This is a genomic window from Azonexus sp., from assembly GCF_049652925.1.
Taxonomy (GTDB): domain Bacteria; phylum Pseudomonadota; class Gammaproteobacteria; order Burkholderiales; family Rhodocyclaceae; genus Azonexus.
The window spans coordinates 87,498-107,415 of the sequence record NZ_JBASFI010000017.1; the positions used below are offsets into that span (position 1 = coordinate 87,498).

At 62.0% G+C, this 19,918-nt stretch carries 18 protein-coding genes and 1 tRNA gene; 13 read left to right on the top strand and 6 right to left on the bottom strand.

Features of this window, described 5'->3' with window-relative positions; translation table 11 throughout:
- Positions 1–92 precede the first annotated feature (92 nt).
- Positions 93–3,224, top strand: coding sequence for a PhnD/SsuA/transferrin family substrate-binding protein (locus WBK19_RS08735; RefSeq protein ID WP_511288847.1), 3,132 nt, complete (start codon positions 93–95; stop codon positions 3,222–3,224).
- Here the strand turns inward: WBK19_RS08735 and WBK19_RS08740 are convergent.
- From WBK19_RS08740 to ftsY, 4 genes are all read right to left on the bottom strand, one after another.
- Positions 3,209–4,735 carry an FAD-dependent oxidoreductase gene (locus WBK19_RS08740; RefSeq protein WP_511288848.1) on the bottom strand — a complete coding sequence of 509 codons (1,527 nt, stop codon included), beginning with the start codon at positions 4,733–4,735 and terminating at the stop codon, positions 3,209–3,211. The genes WBK19_RS08735 and WBK19_RS08740 overlap by 16 nt on opposite strands.
- A 70-nt stretch (positions 4,736–4,805) precedes the next feature.
- A complete protein-coding gene (ftsX, locus tag WBK19_RS08745; protein WP_511288850.1) occupies positions 4,806–5,705 on the bottom strand; it encodes a permease-like cell division protein FtsX in 900 nt (299 codons plus the stop codon).
- Positions 5,702–6,355, bottom strand: coding sequence for a cell division ATP-binding protein FtsE (locus WBK19_RS08750; protein ID WP_511288852.1), 654 nt, complete (start codon positions 6,353–6,355; stop codon positions 5,702–5,704). The genes ftsX and WBK19_RS08750 overlap by 4 nt, the downstream gene beginning before the upstream one ends.
- Positions 6,352–7,338 (bottom strand): signal recognition particle-docking protein FtsY, encoded by a 987-nt coding sequence (gene ftsY, locus WBK19_RS08755; RefSeq protein ID WP_511288854.1) that lies wholly within the window; start codon positions 7,336–7,338, stop codon positions 6,352–6,354. The genes WBK19_RS08750 and ftsY overlap by 4 nt, the downstream gene beginning before the upstream one ends.
- Before the next feature lie 109 nt (positions 7,339–7,447).
- Between ftsY and WBK19_RS08760 the strand changes: the two genes are divergently transcribed.
- The 6 genes from WBK19_RS08760 to WBK19_RS08785 are packed head-to-tail and all read left to right on the top strand — an operon-like array spanning position 7,448 to position 11,835.
- Positions 7,448–8,806, top strand: a complete 1,359-nt coding sequence (locus WBK19_RS08760; protein WP_511288856.1) for a M16 family metallopeptidase — start codon at positions 7,448–7,450, stop codon at positions 8,804–8,806.
- Positions 8,807–8,818: 12 nt separating this feature from the next.
- Positions 8,819–9,223 (top strand): hypothetical protein, encoded by a 405-nt coding sequence (locus WBK19_RS08765; protein WP_511288858.1) that lies wholly within the window; start codon positions 8,819–8,821, stop codon positions 9,221–9,223.
- Positions 9,220–10,509 carry a M16 family metallopeptidase gene (locus tag WBK19_RS08770; protein WP_511288860.1) on the top strand — a complete coding sequence of 430 codons (1,290 nt, stop codon included), beginning with the start codon at positions 9,220–9,222 and terminating at the stop codon, positions 10,507–10,509. Before WBK19_RS08765 ends, WBK19_RS08770 begins: the two co-directional genes overlap by 4 nt.
- A 2-nt stretch (positions 10,510–10,511) precedes the next feature.
- Positions 10,512–11,066, top strand: a complete 555-nt coding sequence (gene rsmD, locus WBK19_RS08775) for a 16S rRNA (guanine(966)-N(2))-methyltransferase RsmD (protein WP_511288862.1) — start codon at positions 10,512–10,514, stop codon at positions 11,064–11,066.
- Positions 11,063–11,557 carry a pantetheine-phosphate adenylyltransferase gene (gene coaD / locus WBK19_RS08780; protein WP_494646899.1) on the top strand — a complete coding sequence of 165 codons (495 nt, stop codon included), beginning with the start codon at positions 11,063–11,065 and terminating at the stop codon, positions 11,555–11,557. The genes rsmD and coaD overlap by 4 nt, the downstream gene beginning before the upstream one ends.
- Before the next feature lie 20 nt (positions 11,558–11,577).
- The gene (locus WBK19_RS08785) at positions 11,578–11,835 is read left to right on the top strand and encodes a YfhL family 4Fe-4S dicluster ferredoxin (protein ID WP_226402276.1); all 258 of its coding nucleotides are present in this window, start codon (positions 11,578–11,580) and stop codon (positions 11,833–11,835) included.
- 116 nt (positions 11,836–11,951) lie between these two features.
- Here WBK19_RS08785 and WBK19_RS08790 read toward each other — a convergent pair whose 3' ends face one another.
- Positions 11,952–13,904 (bottom strand): dynamin family protein, encoded by a 1,953-nt coding sequence (locus WBK19_RS08790; protein WP_511288864.1) that lies wholly within the window; start codon positions 13,902–13,904, stop codon positions 11,952–11,954.
- Between the two features lie 67 nt (positions 13,905–13,971).
- On the bottom strand, positions 13,972–14,805 hold the full coding sequence (gene mutM / locus WBK19_RS08795) for a bifunctional DNA-formamidopyrimidine glycosylase/DNA-(apurinic or apyrimidinic site) lyase (protein WP_511288866.1): 834 nt from the start codon (positions 14,803–14,805) through the stop codon (positions 13,972–13,974).
- 111 nt (positions 14,806–14,916) lie between these two features.
- Between mutM and WBK19_RS08800 the strand changes: the two genes are divergently transcribed.
- The 6 genes from WBK19_RS08800 (at position 14,917) to WBK19_RS08825 (ending at position 19,901) form a co-directional block, all read left to right on the top strand.
- A complete protein-coding gene (locus WBK19_RS08800) occupies positions 14,917–16,632 on the top strand; it encodes a tetratricopeptide repeat protein (RefSeq protein WP_511288868.1) in 1,716 nt (571 codons plus the stop codon).
- The gene (lolB, locus tag WBK19_RS08805) at positions 16,629–17,201 is read left to right on the top strand and encodes a lipoprotein insertase outer membrane protein LolB (RefSeq protein ID WP_511288870.1); all 573 of its coding nucleotides are present in this window, start codon (positions 16,629–16,631) and stop codon (positions 17,199–17,201) included. The genes WBK19_RS08800 and lolB overlap by 4 nt, the downstream gene beginning before the upstream one ends.
- Positions 17,198–18,046: a 4-(cytidine 5'-diphospho)-2-C-methyl-D-erythritol kinase gene (ispE, locus tag WBK19_RS08810; RefSeq protein ID WP_511288872.1), complete on the top strand. Its 849-nt coding sequence runs from the start codon at positions 17,198–17,200 to the stop codon at positions 18,044–18,046. Before lolB ends, ispE begins: the two co-directional genes overlap by 4 nt.
- A 74-nt stretch (positions 18,047–18,120) precedes the next feature.
- Positions 18,121–18,197 (top strand) — tRNA-Gln (locus WBK19_RS08815).
- Between the two features lie 91 nt (positions 18,198–18,288).
- Positions 18,289–19,239, top strand: a complete 951-nt coding sequence (locus tag WBK19_RS08820) for a ribose-phosphate pyrophosphokinase (protein WP_494646892.1) — start codon at positions 18,289–18,291, stop codon at positions 19,237–19,239.
- 56 nt (positions 19,240–19,295) lie between these two features.
- Positions 19,296–19,901 (top strand): 50S ribosomal protein L25/general stress protein Ctc, encoded by a 606-nt coding sequence (locus WBK19_RS08825; protein WP_511288874.1) that lies wholly within the window; start codon positions 19,296–19,298, stop codon positions 19,899–19,901.
- Positions 19,902–19,918: the final 17 nt, after the last annotated feature.

Sequence of the window (19,918 nt, forward strand, 5' to 3'; positions counted from 1 at the left end):
ACCCGGATTTTCCATTCGGAATAAAATGTTCTGCATGTCTTCAGGCGTCGATATCAACGCGCCATGAAGTGACAATTCCGTATGGAGTTCGTGTGCGCGATAACTGCCATGCCCAGGTCAGCCATCGGCTCCTCAAGGCCATGGCTGCGCTGTGCCTGCTGTTCGGGCTGTCGGCCGCCAGTGCCGACGAACAGCCACCGGCACCGCCCCAGAACGGAACAGCCAGTGCCACGGTCAACACGAAAAAAGCTGCCAGATTCGCCATCCTCGCCGCCCGCCCCAAAGCCGAGACCGATGCGCGCTGGCAACCGCTGATTAACTATCTCAACAGGGCCAATCCAGCGAGACCACTGGAACTCCTTGCCCTGACCTACCCGGAGCTCGAATCCGCGATCCGCGACAAACGGGTTGATTTCGTCCTCACCCAGCCCGGGCACTACATCATGCTGACCCAGCGCGAAGGCTTGTTCTCACCGCTCGCCACGCTCATTGAAACGCAAGGCGGCAAACCTGTTTCCGGGCTCGGCGGCGTCGTCCTGACCCGTCACGACGAAAGAAACATCCAGAACCTCGCCGACCTCGCCGGAAAGCGCATCGCCACGAGCAGCACCGGCTCTCTCGGCAGCTATCAGGCCCAAGCCTACGAGTTGATGCTGCGCGGCATCGACCTGGCCACCGAGGCCACGATCATCGAAACCGGGCAGCCGCAGGACAAGGCCATCCAGCAACTGCTTGAGGGTCAGGTTGATGCCGCCTTTGTCCGCACCGGCCTGATCGAAGCCATGACCAGGGAACACAAGCTCGACATCGGTCGCCTGCGGGTCATCAATGCCCGGGACGATGATTTTCCGCTGGCCCATTCGACTCGCCTCTATCCGCAGTGGGCGCTGGCCGCAATGCCGTGGGCTGATCAGGATTTCGCCCGCAAGTTCGCTGCCGACATCCTCACCTTGCCGCATGGCGGCGACGTTGCCCGCGCCGCTGAAATTCAGGGTTTCGCCATTCCCGGGGACTATCGTCCGGTCGAAGAACTGTTGCGGAGTTTGCGCCAGCCGCCGTTTGAGGCAGGGCCCAGCGTCACCTTCAACGACATCGTCAAACAATACGGCCTGGCTATTGGGATCGTTGGCCTGTCCATCGCTGGCGGCCTGATTCTGTTTGTTTTCACGCTGTCCCGCTCCAACCGGCGACTCAGGACCGAGCGCGCCCGGGCAGCCTTGGCAATGTCCGAGCTGTCAGCGACCGAAGCACGATTTCGCGCCATTTTCGAGAATGTCGATGCCCTTTCCATCCAGGGCTACCTGGCCGATGGCACAGTGGCCTACTGGAACCATGCGTCGCAGTCGCTGTACGGATACAGCGCTCAGGAAGCGATTGGAAAATCACTGCTTGAGCTGATCATCCCTAGTGCCATGCATGAAGGCGTACGCGGCGCAGTGCAATGGATGTTCGCCAACAAGACCGGCATCCCGGCCGGGCGCCTAACTCTGCGCCACAAGGACGGTCACCCGGTGGAGGTCTATTCGAGCCACACCGTCGTCGATACGGCCGACCTCGGCCCGATGATGTTCTGCCTCGACGTCGATCTGAGGGAACTGGCCAGCGCCGAGCAGGCCCTGATGGAGAGCGAGGCCCGGCAACGCATGATTCTTGAAACGCTGGGCGAGGGCATCTTCGGCACCGATCTCGATGGTGTCTGCTCCTTCATCAATCCGGCCGGCCTGGCCCTGCTCGGTTTCAACGAAGGGGAGCTATTGGGCAGAAGCTCCCACAGCCTTTTCCACCATCATCATGCTGACGGCTCGATCTACCCGCTGGCTGAATGCCCGCTCCGGCTGACGGCACGCGATGGCAAGACACGCCGGATGGATGACGTTTTCTGGCGCAAGAATGGCGACATGTTCCCGGTTCGCCTGACCATCACACCAACGCTACGCGATGGCCAGATCAGCGGGACGGTCGTCTCGTTCTCCGACATCAGCGAAATCCAGCGCAATGCGCAGGAGCTGGAGAAGCACCGCGAAAACCTCGAAGCCGAGGTCAGGCAGCGCACCGCCCAACTCGATATTGCGCGTCAGGCTGCCGAGGCGGCCAGCCGCTCGAAGAGCGCTTTCCTGGCCAACATGAGCCATGAAATCCGGACGCCGCTCAATGCCGTGCTCGGCATGGTTCACCTGCTGCGTCGTGACAATCCAACGCCGATCCAGATCGACCGCCTGGACAAGATCGACGGGGCATCACAGCATTTGCTCGCGGTCATCAACGACGTTCTCGACATTTCCAAGATCGAGGCCGGCAAACTGCAGCTTGATGAAACCAAGGTCGACATCGGAAGCATCCTCAAGCGTGTCGTATCCGTGCTCGGCGAGCGCGCCCGCGAAAACGGCCTGGTCCTGCAAACCGAGTCCGATGACTTCACGCGGACCATGATCGGCGACCCGACCCGCATCATGCAGTGCCTGATCAATTACACGGCCAATGCCATCAAATTTACCGAGCACGGCCGCGTCACCATCAGGGCGCGACGCGTCGCCGAAACAGCGGGCGACATCCTGCTGCGTTTCGACGTCGAAGACACCGGAATCGGCATCGCCAAGGAATCGATCCCCCGGCTGTTCGGTATTTTCGAGCAGGCCGACGCGTCGACCACCCGAAAATTCGGCGGTACTGGTCTCGGCCTGGCCATCACCCGGCGCCTCGCCCAACTGATGGGCGGCGATGTCGGCGTCAGCAGCCAGTCCGGCGGCGGCTCTCGTTTCTGGTTCACCGCTCGCCTAAAACCCGGCTACGAGGGGATTGATGCCCTCACCTCGACCCACGCCGGCCTTCCCCTGCAGGCGGTCCAGGAAACACTGGCCGGCCGCCATCTGCTGATCGTCGAGGACGAGCCGATCAACCGCGAAATTGCCCTGGAGTTGATAAAGGAATTCGGCACCACGGCCGACACGGCGGAAAACGGCCGAGAAGCGCTCGCGTTGCTGGAAACCCGTAACTACGACCTGATCCTGATGGACATGCAGATGCCGGAAATGGACGGACTGGAAGCCACTCGCCGAATCCGCGCCCTGCCACAACACACCCTGCTGCCGATCATCGCCATGACCGCCAACGCCTTTGCCGAGGATCGCCAGCGCTGCATCGAGGCGGGCATGAACGATTTCATCGTCAAGCCGGTCGAGCCTGACGACCTCAAGATGCTACTGCTGCATTACCTGGCGACCTGACGTCGGAGCACACGCTCAGCCGCCAGCACGCCGCGATACTGCGCCTCCTCGAACAAGGAAAATCCGGACAGGTCAGCGTGCGCCAAGGTAATGCGGCGGCTTTCAAAATTGGCCATTTTTCCCCGTTGACCGTCGAAGAGGCTGCCCGGCACCGGGCGGCGCATGGCGTGACCATTGCGGAAGATATCGAGGCGCGTTGTCAGCTTGCGGATGTCAGGATGGACGCGTTCAAGCTCGGCCAGGATGCCTTCGGCCCAGGCCGCACGCGGCGTTTCCATGAGCAGCCGGCGCCCCTCGGCCGGCGCCACGTCGTGCAGCGCACGGTAATAGGTGAACACCGTGCCGCTCAAATGACGCCGGATCAGTTGATGCGTGGCGCTGACGTAGCCGAGGCCGGGGCTGTCGTAGAACACGTTGTCCCACGCGGCCGGCGCGCCGTGTCGCTCTTCCGGCAAATCGGAGAGATGCAGATTGGCCGTCAGCCACGGCGCGTAGTCACCGGCCAGCGCGGCGGCCTTCAGCTCGCCGGGCATTGCCGGCCAGACACGTGGCAGAACGAAGGCAGGCGCCGCCCAGATCAGTTGCCGGGCTTCGAAGCGGACGGTTTTTGCCCCAAAAAGCACGTCGACCGTAACACCCGATTTTCCTTCCGCTATGCGCCAGACCAGCGCCCCGGTCAACACGCGATCACCGGCCTTTTTGGCCAGCCCGCGAGCCAGCCAGGCATTGCCTTCGGGGGCAGTTAGCACCGTGTCGCCCGCCGCATTGGCCGCTTCGCCATTGCGGCAGGCGAAATAGTGCAGCCCGGCCCAGGCCGAAACTTGATCGTAGGCCGTTCCGTAATCGTCTCGGCAAGCGTAGTTGGCCAGCCAGCGCACGGTCGGTGCCGTGAAACCGTTGTCAGTCAGCCACTGGGCAAAGGAAATCCGGTCGAGGGCGAGCCATTCAGGATCGCGACTCGACAGCGCCATCGGGATGGAAAACAGTCGGCGGCCGTCGCGGCCCTTGGCACGCTTGAGTTCATCCATTCGATCATGAAAGCGCTTTTGCTGAGCCAGCTCGGCCGCATCGATGCCACGTTGCGGCAGCAAACCCTCGTCCCACAGGCCGTTGCGATAGACCCGCTCCTGCGGCGTCGCGCACAGATAGCGCTCGTCGTAGGTCGGCTTGAGCGCCGTCTGATCGCCCTGCAATACGCCGAGCTCGGCCAGCAATTCGCGCACATGCACGGATTCGCGGCTCGGCAAGGGCAAATAATGCGCGCCCCACGGGTAGGCAACGAGCGGCGACTGACCGGCCCGCGAATTGCCGCCGGCCTCGCTTTCCATTTCCAGCACGAGAAAGTCGTCGACCGCAGCCTTCGTCAGCTTCCACGCCGCAGAAAGCCCGGAGATGCCGCCCCCGACAATCAGCACACCGGTTTTTCGTGTTTCGGAAGGCTCGGGAAAACTGCCGTCGCGCAAGCGGTGGCCGAGCGCGTGATTCATGCCAAGCAGTTCGCTGGGCGGCAACGGGGGGTTTCCGGATGGGGCGCAACCGGCGAGGGCAGCCGCCCCCACCGTACACAAAAACTCTCGCCGGCTAGTCAAGCTTTCGCAGCGACAGGCTGACCGACAACTGGGCGCCGAGCCAGCCAAGGAAGGCACCGAGACCTGCCAACCCGAGCGTTTCGACAATACCCGGCGGGCGCAGGCTGAAATTGCCGCCATAAAGCGCCGCCAGTTCACCGACCGGCCCGCCCAGCAGGCGCAACGCAGCCAGCACCAGCGCAGCCGCCAGCAGACCGCCAAGGGCGCCCTGCAAGGCGCCAAAATAATAGAAAGGCCGGCGGATGAAGCCGTCCGTCGCGCCGATCATGCGCGCCACCTCGATCTCGGCCGACTGGGCCATAACCTGCAGGCGGATAGTATTGAAGGTCACTGCCACCAGCCCGGCACCAAACAGCCCGGCCAGCATCCACAGCGCCAGCTTGCCGAGACGCAGGAAGGCGTCGAAACGCTTGATCCAGGCCGAATCGAGTTGAACATGGGCAACCTTCGGCCAGCCCGAAATTTCCCTGCGCAGAATTTCCAGCGCTTCCGGATCGGTATTGGCCGGTTCGATGATGAAGGCATCGGGCAGCGGGTTGCGTGGCAGGCTGGCGACGATTTCGGCCATGCCTTCGCTGCTCTGCATGCGCTTCAACGCGTCCTCTTTCGGCACGAATTTCCATTTGCCATTGGGCGCCTGACGCAGGCGACTTTCGATCTCGCCAACATCCTTCTTGCTCGCCTCAAGGCTCATGAACAGGCTGATCTGTTGCACGCCGGAGGCATTGCGGCCGAGATCGCGCAGATTATCGAGGGCCACGTAGCCGAAGGCCGGCAGGGTCAGCGCGATACCAATAACGAGAAGCGAGAGCAGCGTATTGAGCGGCGTCGCCCACAGCCGGCGGAAGGCGGCAGCCAAGGCGGCACGGTGGTGGATAAGCCAGGACTTCATGCGACCACCCTCCCGTGCGCCAGACGCAGGACATTCGGGTGGTAACGCTCGATCCAGCTCTGATCGTGCGTTGCAACGACGACAGTCACACCGACGCGATGAAAGTCGGCAAAGATGTCGAGGATGGCCATGCCGGAATCAGTATCGAGGTTGCCGGTCGGCTCGTCGGCGATCAGGATGGTCGGTCGGTTGACGACGGCGCGGGCGATGGCCAGACGTTGCTGCTCGCCGCCCGACAGAGCAATGGGATTGGCCTTCTCACGGGCCAGCAGCCCGACCTTGTCGAGCGCCGCCTGAGCCCGGCGGATCGCCTCGCGGCGCGGCATGCCGGCAATATGCAAGGGCAGCAACACGTTTTCCAGCGCATTGCGGTCGAACAGCAGCTTCTGATCCTGGAAAACCAGGCCAAAATGCCGGCGCACATGCGGAATGGCGCTGCGCCCAAGGGCCGAGAGGTTCTGACCATTGACCACAAGGCTGCCGGAAGTCGGCCGCTCGATGGTCGAAATGAGCTTGACCAGCGTCGTCTTGCCGGCGCCGGAATGCCCGGTGATGAGCACCATCTGCCCGGCCTCGATCGAAAAACTCGCATCCTTGACGGCCTCGAAGCCGCCCGGATAGCGTTTGGTCAGATTACTGGCTTCGATCATTGCTCAAACATGGCGTCCACAAAATCACGGGCCAGGAACGGGCGCAGGTCGTCGATCTGCTCGCCGACACCGATGAAGCGGATCGGCTTAGGGCATTGCCGGGCGATGGCCGTAACGACGCCGCCCTTGGCCGTACCATCGAGCTTGGTCAGGACCAGACCGGTGACGTTGATCGCCTTGTCGAAAGCCTTGACCTGCTGCAGCGCGTTCTGGCCGATGTTGGCATCAAGCACGAGCAGGGTTTCATGCGGGCCTTCCGGGTCGATCTTCTGGATGACTCGCCTGACCTTGGCGATTTCTTCCATGAGGTGCAACTGGGTCGGCAGGCGGCCAGCCGTATCGGCCAGCACGATGTCGATGCCGCGCGCCTTGGCGGCCGAAATGGCGTCGAAGACCACGGCGGCCGGGTCGCCCTTGTCCTGGGCGATGACCGTCACGTTGTTGCGCTCGCCCCAGGTTTCGAGCTGTTCGCGGGCTGCCGCACGGAAAGTGTCGCCGGCGGCGAGCAACACGCTTTTGCCCTGCAGCTGGAAATACTTGGCCAGCTTGCCGATCGAAGTCGTCTTGCCGGCACCGTTGACGCCGGCAATCATGATCACGAAGGGCTTGTGCGTCGAAACGTCGAGCGGCTTTTCGAGCGGCAGCAAGGTTTCGAGCAGGGCGTCGTGCAGTGCCTTCTGGATGGCGTCCGGCGTATCGAGCTTGTCGCGCTTGGCGGCCTTCTTGAGTTCGTCGAGCAGGTGGGTGGTTGCCTCGATGCCGCAATCGCTGGTCAGCAACAGGGTTTCGAGTTCTTCTAGCAGTTCGTCGTCGACCTTGCCGCGCGAAAAAATGGTTTTGAGTTTGCCGCCCCACTGGGCGCGGGTCTTGGCCAGACCCTTGAACAGGCGCTCGCGCCACGAAGGGGCAGCGGCTTCGGCCGGGACGTCGGCCTTGGTTTCGGCTTTACCGTCGGCGCCGGATTTTTTCAGGAAACTGAACATGGGGTTGGTGGTCTCAAGCCTTGCTGACAGGCGGGCGGCAAGCCGTTAAGATGCCGTCCGATTCGATGCAAAATCAGCCGCGAATTCTAGCAGAAAGCCCAGCCCCCCCATGCGCCTCAAATACCTGCTCTCCGTTTTGCTTGCTGCCGGGTTGTCCACCGCAGCTTTCGCCAACCCCTACGAAACCACGCTCAAGAATGGCCTGCGCGTCATCGTCAAGGAAGACCACCGGGCGCCAACCGCGGTCCAGATGGTCTGGTACCGCATCGGCAGCACCGACGAGGTCGATGGCGCCTCGGGCGTCGCCCACGTGCTCGAACACATGATGTTCAAGGGCACGCCGAGCGTTGGTCCCGGCGAATTCAACAAACGCGTCGCCGCCGCCGGCGGGCGTGACAATGCCTTCACGAGCCGCGACTACACGGCCTACTTCCAGCAGGTGCCGAAGGAAAAGCTGCCCGACATGATGCAGCTCGAAGCCGACCGCATGCGCCACCTCAACGTGGACGCCAAGGAATTCGAACAGGAAATCAAGGTTGTCATGGAAGAGCGTCGCATGCGCACCGACGACAATCCGCAGTCCAAGCTGTTCGAGCAGATGAACGCCGTCGCCTTTCAAGCGCACCCCTATCGCCGGCCGATCATCGGCTGGATGAATGACCTCGAAACGATGACGGCGGCCGATGCCAAGGCCTGGTACGACACCTGGTACGTGCCGAACAACGCCTACGTCATCATCACCGGCGACGTCGATCACAAGGAAGTCTTCGCCCTGGCCGAGAAATACTACGCGCCGCTCGAAGGCCGCCCCCTGCCGGTTCGCCGGCAACAGGTAGAACCAGCCCAGGAAGGGACGCGCAAGGTCACCGTCAAGGCGCCGGCCGAACTGCCGGTGCTGATCATGGGCTACAAGGCACCGATCCTGCGCGACATCGACAAGGACGTCGATCCTTACGCCCTGGAAATGCTAGCTTCGATTCTCGATGGCCACGACGCCGCCCGCTTCAACAAGAAGCTGGTCCGCGAGGACAAGGTTGCACTGTCGGCCGGTATCGATTACGACGCCACGGCGCGCGGCCCCGGCATGATTTACCTGCACGGCACGCCCTCCGAAGGCAAGACGGTCAGCGATCTCGAAGCCGCCCTGCGTGCCGAAATCGCTCGCGTTCAAAAGGACGGTGTGAGCGAGCAGGAACTCAAGCGGGCCAAGGCACAGTTGATCGCCGGACAGGTCTACAAGCTCGACTCGATGTTCGGTCAGGCCATGGAAATCGGTCAGATCGAAGCCGTCGGCCTGCCCTACCAGAAGCTCGACCGCATGCTCGACAAGCTGCAGACGGTAACTGCCGCCGACATTCAGGCGGTGGCCAAAAAGTATTTCAACGATGACGCGCTGACCATCGGCGTTCTCGACCCGCAACCGCTCGACGGCAAGCCGCGCCGTCCGGCCGTTGCCACTCGCCACTGAGCGGGGGACATCATGGCTTTACCGTGGATGACCATCCTGAGCAATGTGCCGTGGAGCGACGTGCTCGGCAAGGCGCCGATCATCGCCGATGGGGCGAAAAAGCTGTGGAAGGGCATGGGCCGCAAGAACAGCGATGGGTCCGTCGTCGATGCCGACCCCGTTGTGGCCCCCGACGCCGATTTTGCGACGCGACTGGCTTCACTGGAAACCGTCCAGCGCAAATTGCGCACCCAGATACTGGCCTCCGGCGAATTGATTCAGGCGCTGAGCGAACAGAACGCCCTGTTGGTCGCCCAGATTGATGCCAACCGCCGCCTCGTTCGCTACCTTGTCTTGGGCCTTGGCGCGACAGCGCTGGTCGCCGGCCTCGCCCTGCTGCTCGCCTGGCAACCGAAATTATTGGAGTTTTTGGCATGAAAAGACTGTTGACCGTAGCAATCGCCCTGCTCATCTCGCAAGTCGCCCTGGCCGGCGTCAAGATCGAGCACTGGGTCTCGCCCTCCGGCGCCCGCGTCTATTTCGTCGAAAGCCGCGTCTTGCCGATGCTCGACGTGCAGGTCGATTTCGCCGCCGGTTCGATGTTCGACCCCGCCGGGAAATCCGGCCTTGCCGCGCTGACTCGTGGCGCCCTCGATCTTGGCGCCGGCAAGTTCGATGAAACGGCCATCGCCGAACAAATGGCCGACATCGGTGCCAGCCTCGGCGGCGGTGCCGACACCGACCGCGCCAACGTCTCGCTGCGCACCCTGTCGGCCAAGGACAAGCTGGAGCCGGCGCTGACCATCCTGAAGGCCGTGCTGCACGCCCCGCGCTTCGACGCCGCCATTTTCGACCGCGAAAAGGCGCGCACCATCGCCGGCCTCAAAGAAGCGATGACCCGCCCCGACAGCATAGCCGGCAAGGCCTTCTGGGCCACCATGTACCCGAACCACCCGTACGGCCGCCAGGCCACGCCGGAAAGCGTTGCCGCACTCAACCGCGACGATCTTGCTGCCTTCCACGCCCGCTACTACAACGCCGCCAACGCCAGCATCACACTAGTCGGCGACCTCTCGCGTGCCGACGCCGAGAAGATTGCCGAAGCCATCGCCGCCGAACTGCCCAAAGGCAAGGCGGCGACGCTGCCGGAGGCGCCCGAGTTGCCGAAATGGAGCCATACCAATCTACCCCACCCGGCCAGCCAGGCGCACGTCTATATCGGCCTGCCGGCCATCGAACGGGGCAATCCGGATTTCTTCCCGTTGCTCGTCGGCAACTACACGCTGGGCGGCGGCGGCTTCGTCTCGCGGCTCATGAAGGAAGTTCGCGACAAACGCGGCTACGCCTACAGCGTCTATAGTTATTTCGCCCCGCTCAAGCAGACCGGCCCCTTCCAGATCGGTCTGCAGACGAAGCGCTCGCAAGCCAAGGATGCGCTCAAGGTGACGCGTGAAGTGCTTACCGGCTTCCTCAAGGATGGTCCGAGCGAGGATGAACTGGCGGCGGCCAAGGCCAATCTGACCGGCAGCTTCCCGCTGCGCCTGGACAGCAACAAGAAGATTCTTGAAAACGTCGCCAACATCGGTTTCTACGGCCTGCCGCTCGATTACCTCGACCAGTATCAGGCCAAGGTGCAGGCGGTGACGACCGACGACATCCGCCAGGCGTTTGCCCGCCGCGTCCGGCCGGACAACCTGATTACGGTGACGGTAGCGGCTGATTAAACTTGAACTCGGTCCGCATCATCGGCGGCGACTATCGCCGCCGCGTCCTCAGGTTTCCTGACAGCGAAGGTCTGCGCCCGACGCCGGACCGCGTCCGCGAAACGCTGTTCAACTGGCTTGGCCAGGAACTGGATGGCCTGCACTGCCTCGACCTGTTCGCCGGTAGCGGCGCGCTCGGCTTCGAAGCAGCATCGCGCGGCGCGGCTCGCATCGTGATGGTCGAGCAGGCGCCGAAAGTGCTGGCGGCGTTGCGTGAAAACCACGAAATGCTGCAGAAACCGGCAGCGATGGAGATCATTCGTGCGGATGCGATACAATATTTGTCCTCGACGACAGCAAAATTCGACCTGATCTTCCTCGATCCACCCTTCAAGAAAGGCTGGATTGCCCGCCTGGAGCCACTCCTTCCCGGCGTATCGAAAGAAGACACGGTGATCTACGTCGAAGCAGAATCCAACATCGAATCGCTTGGCGATTGGCGTACAGTGCGTCACGGCAGGGCGGGCGAAGTCCATTATCACTTGTTGCGGCGAGACATCGGCGGGAATCCAGCTTGAACAAACTCAATCATCGCGTAGCGATCTACCCGGGCACTTTCGACCCGATTACCCGGGGCCACGAGGATCTCGTCCGGCGCGCCTCAACGCTCTTCGACAAACTGATCCTGGCCATCGCCGAAAGCCCGTCCAAGCAACCACGCTTCCCGCTGGCCGAGCGTGTGGAGATGGCCTCCGAGATTCTTGGCGACCTAAAGAATGTCGAAATCGTCGGCTTCAACTCGCTGCTCATGAACTTCGTACACGAAAAGGAAGCCAAGGTCGTCGTACGCGGCCTGCGCGCGGTCTCCGACTTCGAATACGAATTTCAGATGGCAGGAATGAACCGCAGCGTCTATCCGGAGGTCGAAACTGTGTTTCTTACCCCGGGCGAGCAATACATGTTTATCTCCGCTACCATGGTGCGTGAAATTGCGCGCCTGGGTGGCGATGTCAGCAAATTTGTGCAACCTTGTGTCGAAAAGCGCCTGCGGGCGAAAACCACAGCTTAACCGAGAGAGGAACAACAGCTATGTCTCTGATTATTACCGACGAGTGCATCAACTGCGATGTGTGCGAACCGGAGTGCCCGAACGAGGCTATCTCCCAGGGCGAGGAAATTTACGTCATCGACCCGAACAAGTGCACCGAGTGCGTCGGCCACTACGACGAACCGCAGTGCGTTCAGGTCTGCCCGGTTGATTGCATCCCCAAGGATGAAAACCATGTCGAAACCCAGGACATGCTGTGGGTCAAGTACGAGAAGCTGACCGGCAACAAGCGCGCCTGAGTTTTTCAGCGCACCAACAAAAAACCCGCGAATTTCGCGGGTTTTTTGTTTTCAAATTTGGCCGTTTTTTCCGGTTGACCGTGGGAAGCACCGTCAACCATCGCCCCGGCCGAGGCCTACGCCGCTTCCAATTGCCGGGATGTGTCGAGCGGCACCAGCATGTCCTGGACGCGGCCGACAATTTCTTCCAGCGCCTCGACCTGTTGCAGCAGGTTGCTCTCGACGCCGTCGAGTTCGATGATCCGGTCTTCCAGCGTATCAGTTGCCTGATGGATGCGCTTGATGCTTTCCAGACGGCGCTTGAGCTGGATCTGGTGCTCGCGAACCTGGGTTTCCATCGGTGCCATGATGGCGCGCAGCCAGACTTCGGCATCGCGGTTGGCATGCTCGAAGGCGCGGCGCACCTGGGTGGCCACCTCCTCGAAGAACTTCTGCGTGATGTTCTTCTTGTCATGGGTGAGCAGGCTGACCATCGTGTTGAGATGGTCGTCGCACCACGCTTGCAGACGATCGAGTTCCTTCTCGTAGCGCAGCAGCGAGAAAGTCGTCGGCGACCCGAGTTTGAGGCCGTGCTCGATGGCAAATTTTTTGTACACCGATTCCATCATTGCCAGGATTTCGCTGATTTCGCTGTTCGACTTGGCCAGCGCATCACGTGAACCGGCAAAGAAACGGGCCATGGCATCGGACAAGGTCTTGGAAAAAGCCGCGTCGAGCATGGTTTCCCGCGTTTCGTGGGTCAATTGACGCAGAACGTCGAGGCCGAGGTGGCTGAACAGGTTGTTGGTCAGCGTTGAAAAGACGCTGCGCACGGCGTAGTAACGCTGCAGGCCGGACTCGAATTCGTCCTTTTCCGCCCGCACCTTGCCCATCATGTATTCGACAACGCCCTTGTTCTTGCCGCGCAGTTCGGTCAGTTCGGTCAGTTGCTCGCGCAGGCCAAGCAGGCGGGTGTCGAGCAGGCTGCGCACGCGCTGGCTGACGTCGCCGAACTCGCTTTCGGTACTCTCGCAAACGATGTCGCGCTTGGCCGGGATGAGTTCCTCGGAGAGCGCCGCTTCAAGCAGGGGCAGACGACTCTTTTCGAGCAGCGCCTGGTCACCGTTGATCTTGGCGACCAGCCCCTTCTGTGCCGAAACGGGGAAAATCTGGCTGACCGGCAAGTCGAGAATGGCCGCGCAGGAGTCGGCCTGACGCTGGATTTCGGCGTCGATTTCCTCGGTGGATTTCAATTCATCCCACTGGCCGTCGATCTTGTTGAGGACGACCATGCGGCCACGCTGGGCCATGCCACCACCGCAAATATGCTCGCGCCAGATGGCCAGATCAGATTGCGTGACGCCGGTATCGGCCGCCAGAATGAACAGCACGGCATGCGCATTGGGCAGCAGCGAGAGGGTCAGCTCCGGCTCGGCACCGATCGCATTGAGGCCCGGCGTATCAAGAATGACCAGCCCCTGCTTGAGCAGCGGATGCGGGAAATTGATCATCGCATGACGCCAGCGCGGCACTTCGACCATCCCGTCCTCACCGACCACATACAGGTCGATCTGCCCCTGACCGACTTCAAAACCGAGGCGCCCCGCCTCTTCCGGCGTCACCCGGGTCGTTTCACTGACGTGGCGAAGGGCATCCTGCATGGCTTCCGGCGATTCGGTATCGAGCGAAATTTTCGTCCACTCGTCGGCAAAGCGCTTGTATTCGCTGACGCTGGAATTCGAGGCCCGTGTCTGGATCGGCAACAGTTCGATGCATGGCAGCTTGTTGCCGTCGAACAGCAATTCGGTCGGGCACATGGTCGTCCGGCCGGCCGACGAGGGCAGCATCCGGTTCCCATAGTCGGCAAAGAAAATGGCGTTGATCAACTCCGACTTGCCGCGCGAGAACTCGGCGACAAAGGCCACGTTCAGACGGTCTTCACGCAGTCGCTCGAGCAATTGGGTCAGGCGCAGATCGCTTTGGGCATCGGAAAGCTCGTTGGTGCTCAGCCAGCCCTGAAGTTCGGCAATGTAGGTGGCCAGGCGTGAACGCCAGGCGGTATAGGCAGCAAATTGGTTGGCGAGCGACATACGGCGTCCTTCCCGGGGCAATCGGAAACTTCAATTTAGCATAAATACATAGACTTGCAGAACCATTTTAATGCTGACAGCCGGCACAGTAGTAGGTACTTCGCCCGGCCTGGCGAATTTGTCTGACCACACCACCACATCGTACGCAGGGCTGTCCGGCCCGGTCGTAGACGCCAGCCTGGATCTGGAACCAGCCGGAACTGCCGTCGCTATGCACGTAGTCGCGAATGCTGCTGCCGCCAGCCGCGATGGCGTCCGACAGGGTTTCGCGAATGGCCGCCACGAGCAGTTCATAGCGCGCCCGGCTGATCCGGTTGGCCGCCCGCAACGGTGAAATGCCGGCGCGGAACAGGCTCTCCGAGGCATAGATATTGCCGATGCCGACGACCAGATGACTGTCCATCAGGACCGGCTTGATCGGCCCGCTGCGTTTCGAAATTGACAAAAAAATCCGGTTGACCGTGAAATCGTCCGACAAGGGCTCGATCCCCTGTGTCGCCAGCAAGGGGTGCAGCTCAGCCGCCTCGGGCGGCCCCGGCTGCCAGAGCACAACGCCGAAACGGCGCGGGTCAGCCAGGCGTAAACTCTGCCCGGCCAGCACCAGATCGAAATGATCGTGCTTGGCCGGTGCTTGGCCGCACGGCACGAAACGCAGATTGCCCGACATCCCGAGATGAATGATCAGGCTCCCCTCAACGCCTGCACGCTGACAGTCGACCAGCAGGTACTTGCCGCGCCGGCGAACGGCCAGAATACGGCAGCCCGGCAACAGTTCGCTCAAGGCCCGCGGAATCTCGTGCCGCAGCTTCGGCGCACGAATAACCACGCCCTCGATCAGCACACCTTCCAGCTCCGGCGCCAATCCTCGACGACAAACCTCAACCTCCGGCAATTCCGGCATTGCTTGTTCCTCCGGGCAAACCCAAATAACATCACAAACTTATCGGATTCTATGCGTTCCAATAAGCAATTCTCGCGCGAACATCGCGCAAACCTCGATCGAAAGCCGTCCATGCAACTGAAGCGAATCGCTGCCGCCCTCTCCCTCGCCCTGGGTCTGACCCATGGCGGATACAGCCTGGCCGCTGGCGAAGCCACTGCCAAACCAGAGGGCAAGCGTGTAAACACCCAGGCCGCGTCCGAAGACCAGCTCGCCCGCACCGTCTTCCAGGCACTGGTTGGCGAATTCGCCTTGCAGCGTGGCGATACAAAGCTCGGCTCTGACGCATGGACCGATCTTGCCCAACGCACCCGTGACCCGAAAGTCGTCGCCCGGGCCACCGAAGTTGCCGGCTTCGCCCGTCAGTTCGACCGAGCTCTCGAACTTTCCAGATTATGGCTGGAAGTTGAACCCGATTCCGCCAAAGCCAGGCAATCCCAGTCCACGCTGTTGATTCTCTCCAACCGCCTCGACGAACTCGCGCCGCAACTGGTCACCCTGCTCGAACAGGACAAGGCCAATCTCGGCAACAACCTGATGCACCTCAACCGCATGCTCGCCCGGCACGAGGACAAGAAAGCCGTCCAGTCCCTGGTCGACCGTGTTGCCGCGCCGTACGACGACTTGCCCGAAGCCCATTTCGCGATGGCCCAGGCCGCCGCCAACGCCAACGACAACCTGCGCGCTCTCAACGAAACCGAGAAGGCCCTGCAGCTTCGCCCCGACTGGGAAAGCGCCGCCCTGGCCCGTGCCCAGCTGCAGACCCGGCTATCGGCCCAGACCGCCATCGACAGCCTGAGCACTTTCGTCGGCGCCAACCCGAACGCCCGCGACGCCCGTCTGGCGCTGGCCCGCCTGCTCATTACCGAAAAACGCTACGACGAGGCACGTCGTCATTTCGACCGCCTGATCAAGGACAACCCGGACAACCCGGACGTCATCTATCCGGTGGCCATGCTCGCCCTGCAACAAGGCGACATGACGACCGGACGCAGCCAGCTCGAACATCTGCTGACCACCGATTTCGCCGACAAGAGCACCATCCACTTCTTCCTCGGCCAACTCGACCAGGAACAAAAGAAACCGGAAGCAGCCGCCGAGCATTACCGTCAGGTCACCACCGGCCAGCAATACATCGCAGCCCGCTCCCGGCTGGCCCAAATCCTCCTGCAACAAGGCAAGACCGGTGAAGCCCGCGAACTGCTGCACAACACACGCGGCGGCACGGCGGACGAACGGACCCAGCTAATCCTCGCCGAATCCCAGATTCTGCGCGAAGCCGGCCGCCACAACGACGCCTACATCGTTCTTGACCTTGCGCTGACGGCCCAGCCGGACAACCCCGAACTGCTCTACGAAGCAGCCCTGACCGCTGAGCGCATCGGCAAGCCGGAAATCCTTGAAATCCACCTCAAGCGCCTGCTCAGCATCAAACCGGACCATGCCCACGCCCTGAACGCGCTCGGCTACTCGCTGGCCGAACGCAACACCCGGCTACCGGAAGCCTTCGACCTGATTGCCAAAGCGCTCAGCCTGACGCCAGAAGACCCCTTCATCATGGACAGCATGGGCTGGGTGCTCTACCGCCAGGGCAAGTTGGCGGACTCGTTGAAGACACTGGAAAACGCCTATCGCATCAAGGCCGATCCGGAAATCGCCGCGCATCTCGGCGAAGTGTTGTGGACAATGAATCGCAAGGACGACGCCCGCCGCATCCTCAATGATGCCCTCAAGGCGCATCCGGACAACGAGGTCTTGACCGGCATCATCAAGAAACTCCTGCCTTGAAATTGCGCTTCACCCTGCTGCTCGCGGCCAGCCTGCTGACCGCCTGCGCCAGCACGCCGCCAGCGCGACTGGCCGCCCGCGACAACATCCGCGACTTCACACTGGAAGGTCGCTTCGCGCTACGCGTCACGCTGCCCGGCCAGGCCGTGCAGAATTCCGGCGGCCGCCTGACCTGGACGCATCAGAACCGCAACGACCGCGTGCTGCTCGCCAGCCCGCTCGGCTACGGACTGGCCGAAATCGAAACAACACCGGATATTTCCCGCCTGCGCACGGCCGAAGGCAAAACGCGCGAATCGACGGACCCTGACGCCCTGATCGAAGATGTCACCGGCCAGCGCCTGCCGGTCAGTCGCATGCCCGCCTGGCTGCTCGGCCGATCCGGCGGAAATGCCCGCATCGAGACAGACGCCCAGGGTCGCCCCATCCGGCTGAGCGAAGACGGCTGGCAAGTCGACTACACCTTCGAAGACGACAGCCCAAGCGCCCTGCCCAGCCGCCTGACCCTGTCGCGCAGTGGTGAAATCGAGCTGCGCCTGCGCATCGAGGAATGGAAGGACGCACCGTGAGCGCCTGGACCTGGGGCAGCGCCTGGCCCGCCCCGGCCAAGCTCAATCTGTTCCTGCACGTCGTCGGCCGGCGGGCCGACGGCTACCACCTGCTGCAAACCGTCTTCCGCTTTATCGACCGCGCCGACACGTTGCGTTTCGCCCCGCGCGACGATGGTCAAATCGTTCTCGCCACGCCCATTCCCGGCGTCCCGGCGGACAGCGACCTGACCGTCCGCGCCGCCCGCCTGCTGCAGGAAGCAACGGCTTGCCGGCAAGGCGCGACCATCCATCTCGACAAGCTGTTGCCGATGGGTGGCGGCCTGGGTGGCGGCTCGTCCGATGCCGCCACCGTGCTGCTCGCCCTCAACCACCTGTGGCAGACCGGCCTCAGCCGCCCCGAACTGGAAAAGATCGGCCTCACGCTAGGCGCCGACGTCCCGGTCTTCGTCCATGGCCAGAACACCTTTGCCGAAGGGGTTGGCGAAGCCTTCACCGATGTTGTCCTGCCGGCGGAAAGCTACCTGGTCCTGCATCCCACGGTCCACGTGCCAACCGCGGCGATTTTCGGCGCCCCCGAACTCAAGCGCGACACCGCGGCCATTCGCCCGACAGACTGGCAACACGGGCAAGGCCACAACGATCTCGAAGCGGTCGCCAGCGCCAAATTCCCGGCCGTCGCCGAACATCTCGCCTGGCTCAAAAGTCGCACCCCCTTGGCCATGATGACCGGCTCCGGGGCCTGCGTTTTCGCCGGATTCCCCCGACGCAGCGAGGCCGAAGCCCTTCTCGCCAGCCTTCCGGCCGGCATGCAGGGCTGGATTGCCGATGGCCTGAGCGAACACCCGCTGGCAAAAATTCGCTGAGGGGCTGGATTTCCCGAAAGAGCTACTGTATTATTCGCGCCTCGCTCGGACGCGAACCCGTTCGAGCAACCCGCTGGGGAGTCGCCAAGTTGGTCAAGGCACCGGATTTTGATTCCGGCATTCGAAGGTTCGAATCCTTCTTCCCCAGCCAAATTTCCTTCGGGCAGGTCACAAGCCTGCCCGATTTTCATTGTGGCGGGCAAATGCACGTAAGCATGCAGAAGGTCCGGAGGAATGTGGGAATGGCCTACAACAGCTTGATGGTCTTCACTGGCAACGCCAATCCAAAACTGGCCGCTGCCGTCGCCAACGAACTCAACGTCGACCTTGGCCGCGCCAATGTCGGACGCTTCTCCGACGGCGAAGTCAGCGTCGAGTTGCAGGAACATGTTCGCGGTCGCGACATCTTCGTGCTGCAATCCACCTGCGCTCCGTGCAACGACAACCTGATGGAACTGCTGGTCATCGTTGACTCGCTCAAGCGAGCTTCAGCCGGCCGCATCACCGCCACCATCCCGTACTTCGGCTACGCCCGCCAGGACCGCCGTTCGCGCTCCTCGCGCGTGCCCATCGCCGCCAAGCTGGTCGCCAATATGCTCGTCGCCTCCGGCGTCGATCGCGTGCTGACCATGGACCTGCACGCTGAACAGATTCAGGGTTTCTTCGACATCCCGGTCGACAACATCTACGCCCTGCCCATCCTGCTCGACGATATCCGCAAGCAGCATTATGAAAATCCACTGGTCGTTTCCCCCGACCACGGCGGCGTCGTCCGTGCCCGCTCGCTGGCCAAGCGCCTCGAATGCGATCTGGCGATCATCGACAAGCGCCGCCCGAAGGCCAACGTCTCCGAAGTGATGAACATCATCGGTGAAGTCGACGGCCGTACCTGCATCATCATGGACGACATGGTCGACACCGCCGGTACCTTGTGCAAGGCGGCCACCGCGCTCAAGGCCAATGGCGCCAAGAAGGTCGTTGCCTACTGTACCCACCCGGTGCTGTCCGGCCCGGCGATCGAGCGGGTCAATGACTCCGACCTCGACGCCCTGGTCGTCACCGATACTATTCCGTTGCGCGACGATGCCGCTGCCTGCCCGCGCATCCGCCAGCTTTCCGTGGCCGAAATCATGGCCGAAACCATTCGCCGGATCAGCAACGACGACTCCGTCTCGTCGCTGTTCATCGATTAAGTTTTTTTAACCTTCCCGTTCTGGTCGCGGACCGGGAAAACTATTGGAGTATCACCATGCAATTTGAACTTATCGCCCAAGCGCGTACGCTGCAGGGAACGGGTGCGAGCCGCCGCCTGCGTCGCGCTGGCACCGTCCCGGGTATTGTTTACGGTGGCGAAGCCGCCCCGCAAGCCATCGAAGTCGTCCATAACGACCTGCTGCTCAAGCTGAAGAAGGAAGCTTTCCATTCTTCCGTCATCAACCTCGTCGTTGATGGCAAAAAAGAGCAGGTTCTGCTGCGCGATTACCAGATGCACGCCTACCGTCCGCTGGTTCTGCACATCGACTTCCAGCGCGTTGATGCCACGCACGAACTGCACATCAAGGTGCCACTGCACTTCACCAACGAAGAAGTTGGCCCGGGCGTCAAGCTCAACGGCGGCTTGGTCAACCATGTCATCACCGAAGTCGACGTGCATTGCCTGGCCAAGGATCTTCCGGAATTCGTCGAAGTCGACCTGTCCGCCCTGAATGTCGGCGACAGCATCCACCTCTCCCAGCTCAAGCTGCCGAACGGCGTCAAGCTGGTTGCCCATGCTACTGACGACGTCGTCGTCGGTATCGTTGCCGGCAAGGTTGGCGCTGCTGAAGCCGCTGAAGGCGAAGCTGCTGCCGAGTAATTTCCGGCATCCTGCAG